Source organism: Cupriavidus sp. GA3-3, assembly GCF_000389805.1.
Taxonomy (GTDB): Bacteria; Pseudomonadota; Gammaproteobacteria; order Burkholderiales; family Burkholderiaceae; genus Cupriavidus; species Cupriavidus necator_D.
In genome coordinates this window covers 1-12808 of sequence record NZ_KB944503.1, presented here as the reverse complement: position 1 = coordinate 12808, position 12808 = coordinate 1, and the positions used below count along the sequence as shown (strand labels likewise).

General features: G+C 67.3%; 12 protein-coding genes. 9 read left to right on the top strand and 3 right to left on the bottom strand.

The window, feature by feature from the left end; genetic code table 11:
• Window positions 1-13: 13 nt before the first annotated feature.
• Both C265_RS26815 and fdhE read left to right on the top strand, forming a co-directional pair.
• Window positions 14-679, top strand: coding sequence for a formate dehydrogenase subunit gamma (locus C265_RS26815; RefSeq protein WP_010809262.1), 666 nt, complete (start codon window positions 14-16; stop codon window positions 677-679).
• On the top strand, window positions 676-1539 hold the full coding sequence (fdhE, locus tag C265_RS26810) for a formate dehydrogenase accessory protein FdhE (protein WP_010809261.1): 864 nt from the start codon (window positions 676-678) through the stop codon (window positions 1537-1539). Before C265_RS26815 ends, fdhE begins: the two co-directional genes overlap by 4 nt.
• 41 nt (window positions 1540-1580) lie before the next feature.
• On the opposite strand, the gene C265_RS26805 is transcribed toward fdhE, so the two are convergent.
• Complete coding sequence (locus tag C265_RS26805; RefSeq protein WP_037025411.1) at window positions 1581-2159, bottom strand: NnrU family protein; 579 nt, start codon at window positions 2157-2159, stop codon at window positions 1581-1583.
• Between the two features lie 76 nt (window positions 2160-2235).
• Here C265_RS26805 and C265_RS26800 point away from each other — a divergent pair, with 76 nt between their 5' ends.
• Window positions 2236-2640: a VOC family protein gene (locus C265_RS26800; RefSeq protein WP_010809259.1), complete on the top strand. Its 405-nt coding sequence runs from the start codon at window positions 2236-2238 to the stop codon at window positions 2638-2640.
• Between the two features lie 102 nt (window positions 2641-2742).
• Here C265_RS26800 and C265_RS26795 read toward each other — a convergent pair whose 3' ends face one another.
• Together C265_RS26795 and C265_RS26790 are read right to left on the bottom strand one after the other, a co-directional pair.
• The gene (locus C265_RS26795) at window positions 2743-4809 is read right to left on the bottom strand and encodes a cache domain-containing protein (RefSeq protein WP_052181686.1); all 2067 of its coding nucleotides are present in this window, start codon (window positions 4807-4809) and stop codon (window positions 2743-2745) included.
• Window positions 4782-6185, bottom strand: coding sequence for a sigma-54 dependent transcriptional regulator (locus C265_RS26790; protein ID WP_010809257.1), 1404 nt, complete (start codon window positions 6183-6185; stop codon window positions 4782-4784). Before C265_RS26790 ends, C265_RS26795 begins: the two co-directional genes overlap by 28 nt.
• 288 nt (window positions 6186-6473) lie before the next feature.
• On the opposite strand from C265_RS26790, the gene C265_RS26785 reads away from it, so the two are divergent.
• The 6 genes from C265_RS26785 to C265_RS26770 all read left to right on the top strand — a co-directional run.
• On the top strand, window positions 6474-7904 hold the full coding sequence (locus C265_RS26785; RefSeq protein ID WP_010809256.1) for an OFA family MFS transporter: 1431 nt from the start codon (window positions 6474-6476) through the stop codon (window positions 7902-7904).
• A 43-nt stretch (window positions 7905-7947) separates the two neighbouring features.
• Window positions 7948-8070 carry a hypothetical protein gene (locus C265_RS33105; protein WP_010809255.1) on the top strand — a complete coding sequence of 41 codons (123 nt, stop codon included), beginning with the start codon at window positions 7948-7950 and terminating at the stop codon, window positions 8068-8070.
• A 364-nt stretch (window positions 8071-8434) separates the two neighbouring features.
• A complete protein-coding gene (locus C265_RS26780) occupies window positions 8435-9874 on the top strand; it encodes a cytochrome ubiquinol oxidase subunit I (protein ID WP_010809254.1) in 1440 nt (479 codons plus the stop codon).
• A gap of 13 nt (window positions 9875-9887) precedes the next feature.
• The gene (cydB, locus tag C265_RS26775) at window positions 9888-10895 is read left to right on the top strand and encodes a cytochrome d ubiquinol oxidase subunit II (RefSeq protein ID WP_010809253.1); all 1008 of its coding nucleotides are present in this window, start codon (window positions 9888-9890) and stop codon (window positions 10893-10895) included.
• Entirely contained in the window at window positions 10895-11032 is a 138-nt protein-coding gene (locus tag C265_RS31865) for a DUF2474 family protein (protein WP_010809252.1), read from the top strand. The genes cydB and C265_RS31865 overlap by 1 nt, the downstream gene beginning before the upstream one ends.
• Window positions 11022-12808, top strand: a 1787-nt coding sequence (locus C265_RS26770) for an FUSC family protein (protein WP_246840255.1), incomplete at its 3' end; no start/stop codon positions are given. The genes C265_RS31865 and C265_RS26770, both read left to right, overlap by 11 nt.

Sequence of the window (12808 nt, the reverse complement as noted above, 5' to 3'; positions counted from 1 at the left end):
GCGGAGACCGGAAATGGCGACCAACAACGACAGGATCCTGCGCACGAAATTCGCCGAGCGGCTGTGTCACTGGGCGATCGTGCTCTGCTTCTTCCTTGCAGCGGTTTCGGGAATCTCGTGGTTCTTCCCGACGGTGAGCTGGCTGAGCGGCTTCCTTGGCACGCCGCAGATGGCACGGCTGCTCCACCCGTTCCTGGGCATCGCGGTGTTCGCGGGGCTGTGCTACATGTTCTGGCGCTTTGTCGGCCACAACATGCCCGCGCGCACCGACGCGATCTGGTTCCGCCGCGCCAGGGAAGTGCTGCTGAACCAGCATGGTGGCGAACCGCTGCAGATCGGCAAGTACAACGCCGGCCAGAAGGTGCTGTTCTGGCTCATTATGGCTTCGATCCTGGCCCTGCTGGTCTCCGGCCTGATCATGTGGCGCGCCTATTTCGCCGAGTATTTCCCGATTCCAGTGCTCCGCCTGGCGATCCTGGCCCATTCCGTCGCGGGGATCGGCCTGATCCTGCTGATCGTGGGCCACATCTATCTGGCGATCTGGGTCCGCGGCTCGATCACCGGCATGGTGACGGGCTACGTCTCGCGCGCCTGGGCCAGGCAGCACCATGACCGCTGGTATGGCGAGTTGCAGGCAAAGGAGTCGAAAGCGGCGCAAGCGAAGGGGAACGAGGCATGAACCAGCATCAGGCCACGCCGGGAACACTGCCATCGGACGAGGCCTCCCGGCATTTCACGCCGCTGATCCAGCCAGACCTTGCCGGTCTTTACAGCCGCCGCGCCGCACGCCTGCGCGCGCTGGCCGAAGGGCACGACCTTGCCGATTACCTGCGCCTGGCCGCCCGCGTGGCCGAGGTGCAGGCATCGCTTGTGGCCGAGGCCGATGTGTCCGCCCCGGCAGACGCCAGGGCCATCCCGCAGGAGGGGCATTGGGGCGCCCTGCTTGATCGGTTGATCGAGCGGCTCGCGCACGATGTTCCCGCCCCGGTCGCCCCGCATCTTGCGGCGCTGCGCGCCCTCCCTGCGGATGCGCGCCTTGGCGCCGCCCAGGCGCTGACCGAGGGCCGCTTTGATGCGGTGCCGGCGGCAATCGCGCCCTTCCTCTGGGCTGCGCTCTCGCTGCAATGTGCCAGCGCCGCGCGGGCGGCGCCCGTGCCCGACAGCGGCCCGGCCGAGCACGCATCCTGCCCGGTCTGCGGCACTGCCCCCGTGGCAAGCCTGATCCTGATCGGCGACCGCCAGGGCATGCGCTATCTGCATTGCGCGCTCTGCGAGAGCCAGTGGCACATGGTGCGGGCGAAATGCACCAACTGCGGCGAAGCCTCGGAGCTTGACTACCTCAGCTTCGACACCGCCGAAGCTACGGTGCGCGCCGAAAGCTGCGGGGTGTGCCACGGTTACCTGAAGGTGATCTCACTGGAACGCGACCCGCAGGCCGAGGCCGTGGCCGATGACCTTGCCTCCCTGGCGCTGGACGATGCTGTGACGGCGGAGGGCTATCAACGGACCGGGTTTAATCCCTTTGCGCTGCCGGGATGAGGCGCTGCCCGACCTGTCCTGCTGACGACCAGATTCTTCGCCTATCCGAACGCCCGCACGCCAGTCATCCATTCGTGAAGCACGAATCCGAACAGCACCCAGCCTGCCAGCCCGACGACCGCCACCATCGCATCGCGCGCAGGTGTCCCGGCCGGGTAGCTGGTTCCTGCTTCCCGGTCCCGCCGGCGCGCTGACACGAAGTCCGCCACCGCCCACGCCAGGAACGCGCCAAACAGCACCACTGCCGCGAGTGTTCCGTTGGCAAGAAGGTGCCCCAGGGCCCAGGCCTGCACGCCTGCCAGCATCGGATGGCCAAGCGCAGCCTTGATGCGGTTGCGAGGCACATACGCCGCCGCAATCAGCACAAAGGCCGGGATCGTGAGCAATGCGGCAACGTGCCGCCCCCACACCGGCGCCGTCCAGGCCATCACAGGATCCGCGCTGGCCAGGCCGTAGCCCCAGACAACCAGCGCCAGGCCGGCAATCGAAACCAGGGTGTACAAGCCTTTCCAGCGACGGGGGCCGAGCCTGGCAATCTGCGCGGTGCGCCATGGGTCGGCAACCATGCGTACCGAGTGCGAACCCAGAAAAATGAGCAATCCCAAAACCAGTACCGTCATGCTGCTACCCCTTTCTCTAGCGCCCGTCCCACGCCTAAGCTAGTCACAGGTCCAGCCTTGACCAGGAGGGTTTCCCATGCTTCAGAACAGTGACGTCGCGGCCAGGATTCCTGCGCAAGACCTCGCGCGAGCGAGATCCTTCTACTCGAGCAAGCTCGGTCTTGAGCCAGTTGAGGAACGGCCCGGCGGCCTGCGCTACAAGTGCGGCAACAGCTACTTCGTACTTTTCGAGTCGGCTGGCTCGGCCTCTGGCAATCACACACAAATGGCCTGGGAGGTCGATGACATCCAGGCAACCGTTAGCGAGCTGCGGCAGCTGGGAGTCGTGTTCGAAGAATACGATCTTCCCGGCCTCAAGACCATCAACGGGATCGCCGAGGTCCAGGGGAACTACCCGTCCAAGGGTGGCCTGGGCGAGAAAGGTGCCTGGTTCAGAGACAGCGAGGGCAACCTCCTTGCCATCGGGCAACCGATCAGGTGAGTCGATCGGCCTGATTGAACTGCTCCTTCGGACCGTGCACCGCGCTGCATCACCCTGGCTTGGAAGGCTTGGTGCTCTCACGTGGGCCGCCAACATGCCATGTCATGGCACGCCGCCGCCCGCCCCCGCCTGCGCCGGGGCCGCCCCGTCCTCGCGCAGCCAGACAATAAACTCCGCCCCCTGTCCCACCGCGCTCTCCACGGTAATGCGGCCGCCGTAGCGCTCCACCAGCGCATAGCTGATGGAAAGCCCGAGGCCCGTCCCCATCTGCTTCTTGGTCGTGAAGAACGGATTGAACAGGTTGGGCACGTCTTCTTCCCGGATGCCGTGCCCGGTGTCGCGCACATGCAGCGTCACGCCCTGCCCGTCCCAGTCGCGCGTGCCGAGCGTGAGCGTGCCGCCCTCGGGCATGGCGTGGATGGCATTGGTCAGCAGGTTGACCACCACCTGCTGCAGCTCGCTGCGGCTGATGCGCACCTGCCGCGTGGCCAGGCAGTCCAGCTCGACCCGGATCGACGCGCCCTTCAGCATGTGCTGGACCAGGTCGACGCAGCCAGCCGCCACCTCGCCCGCATCCAGGCGCTCCATATTGCCCGCGTAGGCCTCTGGCCGGACAAACTGCAGCAGCCGGTTGGTCAGCAGGTGGATACGCCGCACCTGCTCGTCGATCAGCCTCAGCTCGTGCCGGACTGGCTCGGCAGCCGGGCCAAGAATCTCGCGCGCCACGTCCAGGTTGCCCTGGATGACCGCGATCGGATTGTTGATCTCATGTGCCACGCCCGCTGTAAGTTGCCCTGCGACGACGAGCTTCTCCGACGTGATCAGCTGCTGCCGGGTGGCACGCAGCTCGGCGTTTGCGTCCTCCAGCTCGCGCGTGCGCTCGGCCACCTTGCGATCGAGCGAGTCCGCCCAGTCCCTGAGCTGGTCATTGCGCTGCCGCAGGGCCGACAGCAGCTGGTCGAACTGGCTGGCGAGCTGGCCGAGCTCGTCTTCGCTGCGCACCGGGCCCACGCGCGCATCGGCGTCGCCCGCCTTCAGCGCCTGCATGGTGCCGACCATCCGCGCCATCGGCGCGAACACGCGCCTGGCCCAGAACAAGGCCAATAACGACCCCGCCACGCCCAGCAGCAGGAACAGGCCCACCAGGACCCCAAAAGCCAGGTTCTTCACCTGGCCGATGGGCCTGGCAAGATAGCCAACATAGAGCATGCCGATCCGCTCGCCGCGGCTGTCCACGATCGGCTCATAGGCGCTCATGTACCAGTCGCTGACCACGAACGCCAGGTCCAGCCATTTCTCGCCGCGCAGCAGCACCTTGTCGCGCACCTCGCGGGAGACCCGCGTTCCCAGGGCGCGCTCGCCATGGAACAGCCGAACGTTGGTGGCAATGCGCGTGTCGTCCAGAAACAGGGTCGCCGTGCCCTCGCTGCCACGAGGCAGCGATTCCGGCTGGTAGACCAGCGCGTTGATCGTGTCGATGAAGCCGAGGTTGTGGTTCAGCAGCGTGCCGCCATGCAGGATCGCCACCAGCGTTCCCGCCTGGTCAAATACCGGTGCGGCTGCGTGCATCACCATGCCGCGGCTTTCCTGGGTCCTGTCGGTCGGCGCTGCGTTGGCGGTGGGGCGTAGCGCCACCTGTGCGCGTCGGGCAAGCTCGCCGGAAACCGCGGCCAGTTGCGTGGCAGACCATACGTCGGTGGCGGCGTCCGTGCGGCCGGCGGCGGCGCTGGCCACCACGCGCCAGGCTGCGTAGTCCGCCCCTGCCGCACCGGCAGGCGCAGCGGCAAGCAGCCGCCCTTGCGGATCGAGCAACTGCAGGAAATCGAGCCCATGCGTGCGCCGCGCGTCAGCCAGGATCCCGGGCATGGCGCCGCCGCGGCGAAGTCCGTCCACCAGCGCATATGACCTCGCCTCCTGCAGGACACGGTCGCCCACGCCGCCCACCATATGCTCGAAATACTCGTGGGCGACCAGCAAGTCGCTGTTGACCTTGTAGGCAAGCAAGGCCTGGAACGCGCGATTGCCCCACAACCCCATGATCAGCAGCAGTGCCAGCAGCGCCACCAGCAGGGGCGCGACCACGATGGATACGAGCTTGGCCCGCAGCGAGGCGCGATAGTGGCGCAGCAGCGCAGCCGGGCTCAAGGACGCAGGCCCCACTGCAGGCATTTGCGGTCCAGCGTGCGGCGCGAGATGCCAAGCCGGCGCGCCGCTTCCACCCGGTTGCCGCCCTCGGCCGCCAGCACCTGCAGGATGTGCCGCCGCTCCACCGACTCCAGCAGCGTGCCGTCGTCGGCCGGCATGGCTGCATCCTCGCGCTCTTCCTCCGGAAGGTTGGCTTGAGCCGGATCGGCCTGGTGCGCGAGCAGCTCGACCGGGTATTCGCCAAGGATCAGCGCCCGCTCCACCAGGTTGCGCAGTTCGCGCGCATTGCCTGGCCAGTCGTAGCCCTTGAGCACCCGGATCAATGAGGGCGACAGCGGCACCGCCGGCAGCCCGAGCTGGGCCGACAGCTGCTCCGAGAAATGCTCGGCCAGCGGCACGATGTCTTCCGGCCGCGTGCGCAACGGCGGGATGGCTACGGACACGACATCGAGCCGGTAGAACAGGTCCTGGCGGAAGCGCCCGGCGGCGACCTCGTTGGCCAGGTTGCGGTTGCAGGCCGCGACGATGCGCACATCCACGGCAATCTCGCGCTCGGTGCCGAGCGGCCGGATGCGCCGGTCCTCGATCACCCGCAACAGCTTGGCCTGCATCGGCAGCGGCAGCTCCGAGATCTCGTCCAGGAACAGCGTGCCGCCGTCGGCATAGAGAAACAGGCCATGGCGCCCGCCGGCCGCGCCGGTGAAGGCCCCCTTGGCGTGGCCGAACAATTCGCTTTCGATGATCTCGGGCGCCATCGCGCCGCAGTTGAGCGGCACGAACTGGCCCTGCCGTCCGCTCAGGCGATGCAGCTCGCGCGCCACCACTTCCTTGCCGGTGCCGGACTCGCCCGTCACCAGTACCGTCGATGGCATCGGTGCCACCCGTGCCACCAGCGCCATGACCTTCTTCATCGCTTCGGACTCGCCGATGAAGTGCTTGTGGATGGTGTACTTGTCCAGCTCGCGGCGCAGCAGGTAGTTCTCGCGCGTGAGCCGGGTCCGGTCGAAGCAGCGCCGGATCGCATTGAGCATCTGGTCGACCCGGAACGGCTTGACGATGAAGTCTGCGGCGCCCGAGCGCAGCGCGGCAATCGCCGTGTCCATGTCGGCGAAGGCCGTCATCAGGATCACGTCGGCGGGGTTGCCGGCCGCGCGCAGTGCCTTGAGCCACTCCATCCCGCTGGCACCGGGCAGCGCCACATCGAGCAGGATCAGGTCGAAATGCCGTTGCTCCAGCAGCGCGGCACCCGCTTCGGCGCTGTCGGCCGTCACCACGCTGCCCACCTTGCCTTCGAGCGCGCGCGACAGGAACGAACGCATGCCGGCCTCGTCGTCCACCACCAGGATCGTGCGACGCTGCCAGTTGTCGGCATCGGGCGGGTTGCTTTGTCTTTCGCTCATCACTTTAGTTGTTGCGGGGCAAGGGAAGAGTCTAGCGACAGTCGGCCACCCGGCTGTATTGGGAATTAAACCGAGCCGGCCGCCGCACATGGACATTTTGGCGCGGGCAAGGGGCCTCCGTCCGGACATTTTGTCCAAGGCTGCGCCCCGGCGCGCGGGGCCGCGCGACGCAATCCATTGACGACAAAGGGATTGCGCCTTGGGCATGGCTTTTGCTGAACCACGCACTCCAGCCCGTCGCATCACGCGCAAAAAAGAGGCTGCCACTTCCAGGTAGGAGACACCTTCATGTCATACCCCGCGCAAGCGCAAACGCCCTCGCAGAAGTCCCAGCACGCGTCGCCGTCCCGGCCAGCATCACGCCCGTCGGCCTTCTCCAAGGAGGCCATCATCGCCCGCCCCGGCTTCAACCGCTGGATGGTACCGCCGGCCGCGCTGGCGGTGCACCTGTGCATTGGCCAGGCCTATGCGTTCTCGGTCTTCAACGAGCCGCTGACGCGGATCCTCGGCGTCACGCAGTCCGCGCCAGGCGACTGGCAACTGACCACGCTGGGCTGGGTGTTCTCGCTGGCGATCTTCTTCCTCGGCATCTCTGCCGCCTTTGCCGGCAAGTGGCTGGAGAAGGTCGGGCCGCGGCGCACCATGTTCACGGCCGCGTGCTGCTTCGGCGGCGGCTTCCTGGTTTCGGCGCTGGGCATCTGGCTGCACCAGATCTGGCTGCTGTACCTGGGCTACGGCGTGCTGGGCGGGATCGGGCTGGGGCTGGGCTACGTGTCGCCGGTGTCCACGCTGATCCGCTGGTTTCCCGACCGCCGCGGCATGGCCACCGGCATGGCGATCATGGGCTTCGGCGGCGGCGCGATGATCGGCGCGCCGCTGTCGGTCGCGCTGATGAACTACTTCAAGAGCGCGACCAGCGCGGGCGTGGCTCAGACCTTCCTGGTGATGGGCGTGATCTACTTCATCTCGATGTCGATCGGGGCGCTGGCCATCCGCATCCCGGCCCCGGGCTGGGCGCCCCCGGGCTACGTACCCACCACCAAGGCCCGCAAGATGGTCACGCACGCCAACGTGCACATCGACCAGGCGCTGAAGACGCCGCAATTCTACCTGCTGTGGGTGATCCTGTTCCTGAACATCACCGCCGGCATCGGCGTGCTGGGCCAGGCTGCGGTGATGATCCAGGAAACCTTCAAGGGCAGCATCACTGCGGCAGCCGCCGCCGGCTTCGTCGGCCTGCTCAGCATCGGCAACATGACGGGGCGCTTCCTGTGGAGCTCCGCCAGCGACTACTTCGGCCGCAAGATCACCTATGCCATCTTCTTCGCCTTCGGCGCCGCGTTGTACATGGCGGTGCCGGCCGTCGGCTCGTCCGGCAACGTGGCCCTGTTCGTGGTCTGCTACTTCCTGATCCTGACCATGTATGGCGGCGGCTTCAGCACCATTCCCGCCTACCTGGCGGACATGTTCGGCACGGCCTACGTCGGCGGCATCCATGGCCGCCTGCTGACCGCCTGGGCCGCCGCCGGCATTGCCGGCCCGGCGCTGGTCAACTACATCCGCGAGCACAAGCTGGCCATGGGTGTGCCCAGGTCAGAGGTCTATGTCGACACCCTGCACATCATGGCCGGCCTGCTGGTGGCGGGGTTCGTCTGCAACCTGCTGATCCGGCCGGTGCATGAGCGCCACCACCTGCGCGAAGCCACCAGCGCAGCCTGAGCGCCACCCCGGCTTCCGATACCAATACACAGGAGACACCACCGTGCAAGACGACCGTACTTTCGGCAAGACGCTGCTGCTGCTCGCGTTCTGGGCATACGTGCTGATCCCGCTGGGCGCGGGGATCTGGTCGACCCTCGGCAAGGCCATGAAGCTGTTCAGCTGAGCGCTCGCGCCGGCCGTCCGCTGCGTCCTGATCCATCTTCGCAGCGCACACCCGAGAGCCTCCTGACTGGTGCCGCGGGATCCTGTCGCATGACTGTGATCCCGCGCAATCGCGTCATCTGTACCGGTGGCGCGAAGTGCCTGGCAAGCGCTGCTTCCGGCCTGAAGAACTGAGCTTGAACGGTTCCGCAAGAACTGTATCCCTAGCGGGCAGGCTGTAGTCCTTACGCTTGTCCATGGTGTCCTGTCCCGCAATTGACCCGATATGAAATCGCCCAGTTGCCCGCCATGCGTCGTTGCGGGACCGGACACAGTCTCGCGCGACACGCCGTCGTGCCGGCGGCCACCCCACGGAGAGCACATCGATGTACGGACTCACAGCCCTGGAACTCGCTCGAATCCAGTTCGGATTCACGGTTTCCTTCCACATATTATTTCCCGCCATCACGATCGGGCTGGCATGTTTCCTGGCGTTCCTGGAAGCACGCTGGCTCTACACCAAGGACACGGTGTACAGGACCCTGTACCAGTTCTGGATCAAGATCTTCGCGTTGAACTTCGGCATGGGGGTCGTTTCCGGCCTGGTCATGGCCTATGAGTTCGGCACCAACTGGTCCGGCTTCTCGCAGTTTGCGGGGAGCGTCACCGGACCGCTGCTGACCTACGAGGTGCTGACCGCCTTCTTCCTGGAAGCGGGCTTCCTGGGCGTGATGCTGTTCGGCTGGAACCGGGTCGGGCCAGGGCTGCACTTCTTCTCGACGGTGATGGTGGCGCTCGGCACCATGATTTCCTCCACCTGGATCCTGGCATCGAACAGCTGGATGCATACGCCGGCCGGCTACGTCATCGTTGCCGGCAAGGTGGTGCCGACCGACTGGCTCGAGGTAATCTTCAACCCGTCGTTCCCCTACCGCCTGGCGCACATGGTGATCGCCGCGCTGCTGTCGACGGCACTGTTCGTGGCGGCATCCTCGGCCTGGCAGCTGCTGCATGACCGCGCCGTGCCCGCCGCCCGCAAGATGCTGTCGATGGCGCTGTGGATGGTGCTGATCGCGGCGCCGATCCAGGCGGTGGTGGGCGACGCCCACGGCCTGAACACGCTGGAGCACCAGCCCGCCAAGATCGCTGCGATGGAGGGGCACTGGAACACCGCGGCCAAGGATGACAAGGGCGGCTTCCCGCTGATCGTCTTCGGCATCCCCGACATGGAACGCGAGGAAACCCGCTACGCCATCGAGATTCCGCGCCTGGGCAGCCTGATCCTCACGCACAGCCTTGACGGCCAGATCCGTGGCCTGAAGGACTTCCCCAGGGAAGACCGCCCCAATGCCACAGTGCTGTTCTTCACCTTCCGCATCATGGTTGGCCTGGGGGTGGCGATGATCCTGTTCGGCCTGCTGGGCTGGGTGCTGCGCCGCAACGGCGCGCTGTACCGGTCCAAGGCCTTCCTGCGCCTCGCGGTGGTGATGGGCCCCGCCGGCCTGGTCGCGCTGCTGGCCGGCTGGATGACCACCGAGATCGGCCGCCAGCCGTGGGTGGTCTATGGACTGCTGCGTACCCATGATGCCGTTTCCGCGCATGCGGCCGGCCCGGTGGCGCTGTCGCTGGCACTGTTCGTGGTGATCTACTTCGTCTGCTTCGGCGTGGGCATCCGCTACATGCTCAAGCTGGCCAGCGCCGGCCCCGCCCCCGACGCGCACCCGCACGAAGAGCCGTCCTACGGCCCCGGCAGCGTCGTCCCCGCCGCCATCGCCGCGGCTTCCACACCCAACCCGATGGCCCCGCACGGCCAGCGCGAATCCTGAACAGGTGATCAACATGGGTATCAACCTTCCCGTTATCTGGGCCGCCCTGATCTTCTTCGGTGTGATGATGTACGTCATCATGGACGGATTCGATCTTGGCATCGGCATTCTCTTTCCCTTCGTCGGCGACCGTCATGACCGCGACGTCATGATGAACACGGTGGCCCCGGTCTGGGACGGCAACGAAACCTGGCTGGTGCTGGGCGGCGCGGCGCTGCTGGGCGCCTTCCCGCTGGCCTACTCGGTGCTGCTCAGCGCCTTCTACCTGCCGCTGATGTTCATGCTGATGGGGCTGATCTTCCGCGGCGTGGCCTTTGAATTCCGCTTCAAGGCCAGCGACCGCAGCCGCCCTTACTGGGATGCCGCGTTCACGTGGGGATCGGTGCTCGCCGCCTTCTTCCAGGGCGTGACACTGGGCGCCTATATCGACGGCATCGCCATGGAAGGCGCCACCTTCACCGGCGGCGCGCTCGACTGGCTGGCGCCGTTCCCGGTCTTCTGCGGCGTGGGCGTGGTGATCACCTATGCCTTCCTCGGGGTCACCTGGCTCATCATGAAGACCGAGGGCCGCCTGCAATGGACCATGCTGCGCGTGACCAACGTGCTGACCGGCGTGATGCTGGCAATGGTCGCCGCGGTGAGCGTGTGGACGCCGCTGACCCATCCGGAGATCGCGCAACGCTGGTTCGCGCTGCCCAACCTGTTCTTCTTCCTGCCGGTGCCGCTGCTGGTGCTGTTCTCGGCCTTCGGCATCTACCGGTCCCTGCGCAAGCACCCGAACGTGTCGCCGTTCCTGTACGCGCTGCTGATGATCTTCATGGGCTATACCGGGCTTGCCATCAGCATCTGGCCCAATATCATCCCGCCGTCTATCTCGATCTTCGATGCGTCGTCGCCCCCGCAAAGCCAGGGCTTCGCGCTGGTCGGCACCCTGTTCATCGTGCCGATCATCCTGGCCTACACCTCCTGGTCCTATTACGTGTTCCGCGGCAAGGTCAAGCGCGGGGAGGGGTACCACTGATGGCCAGGATCCCGCAATCGCGGCTGGCGGCCCGCCTGGGCTGGCTGCTGGCGCTGTGGCTGGCGGGGGTCGGCACCGTCTTCGTCTGCGCCAGCCTGATGAAGCTGCTGATGCGGGCAGCCGGGCTTGCCAACTGAAGCCATGCCGTCCTCTGGCCCGCTCTCCCGTCCCGCGCTGCCCGCGCGCACCGCCGGCGTGTTCGACACGCTCGCGGCAGCCTGGGCGGGACGCCCCGACCTTGCACCCTGGCTGCATTCGCTGAAGGTGTTCGGCGCGGCAATGCTGGCGCTCTACGTGGCGCTGGCGCTCGGGCTGCCGCGGCCCTACTGGGCCATGGCCACCGTCTACCTGGTGTCCAGCCCGCTGGCCGGCGCCACCTATGCCAAGGGCACCTACCGCGTCTTCGGCACGCTGCTGGGCGCGGTGTGCGCGGTGGCGCTGGTGCCCTGGCTGGTCGACGAGCCGGTGCTGCTGATGGCCGCGATCGCGTGCTGGACCGGCACCCTGCTCTACCTGTCCTTGCTGGAGCCGGCGCCGCGCAACTACATCTGCCTGCTGGCCGCCTATACGCTGCCGATCGTGGCGCTGCCGACGGTCACCAACCCGGCCACGGTCTTCGACGTGGCCCTCACCCGCATCGAGGAAATCGTCATCGGCATCGTCTGCGCCAGCGTGGTCAGCGCGGTGGTGTTTCCCTCGCGCACCACGCCGGCGCTGGCCGCGCGCGCGTCGGCGTGGCTGGACCACGCCTCGCGCTGGATCACCGACGTGCTGGCCGCCGGCGCCAGCGCGGGCCAGCGCCATGACAGCTTCAGCCTGCTGGCCGCCGATATCCTGGCAATGGAAACCCAGCTGGCGCAGCTGACCTATGAAGCCGACGGCGCCCTGACCCTGCGGCGCGCACGTGCCCTGCACCAGCGCATGACGGCCCTGCTGCCGCTGGTGCTGGCGCTGGCCGATGCCGCCGGCGCCTTGCACCGGCATCCGGCGGGCATGCCTGACACCGTCGCGCAGCGCATGCGCGCCACGCTGGCCTGGATCGCCGGCGACGCCTGCGCGTCCCGGCCGCCGCCTTCCTGGTACCCGGCAGGCACCACGCCCGCCGCACCCGCGGACTGGCATGCACGGCTGGTCGCGGCGACCTGCACCTACCTGGACGAACTGGGCGACCTCTGGCAAGACTGCCGCCTGCTGCAGGCCAGCCTGCGCCAGGGCGGGAGCGAGCCCACCGCGCTGCGCTACCGCGTGGAACCCGCCGGGCAGGCGCGGCACCATGACCACGCGCAACTGTTGTTCCGCGGCGCCACCGCCGGCTCGGCCACCTTCGTCGCGGGCCTGCTGTGGATGGTGTCGGGGTGGGTCGATGGCGCCGTCCCGGTCGGCCTGGCCGCGCTTGCCAGCTGCTTTATCGCCACCACCGCGGAGCCGCGGCTGATGGCCGGCCGGGTGATCGCGTGGAGCATCGGCTGTGCGTTGCTGTCCTGGTACTACCAGTTCGTGGTGCTGCAGCTGGCCCATGACTTTGGCTCGCTGGCCGCCCTGCTGTGCGGCCCCTACCTGGTCATCGGCGCCATGACCACGCAGCCGCGCAATGCGCTGTTCGGCGTGTTGCTGGCGGTCACGGCGGCATCGTTCCCGGGCCCGCAGCACCTGACCGCGGCAAGTTTCGCCGGCATTTTCAACAGCAGCCTGGCAAGCCTGGCGGCGCTGGTGTTCGCGGCCTTGTGGGCGGTCCTGATGCAGCCCTTCGGCCAGCAGCTGGTGGCCTACCGGCTGGCCCGGGCCAACTGGAACGAGATCGCGCTGGCGGCGCACCCGCGCGCGCCGGTCAACAGCGCGCGGCTGCGCGGCCGCATGCTGGACCGGCTGCTGCGCCAGTGGCCGCCATTGACCCGCCGCAACAATGCCAGCGG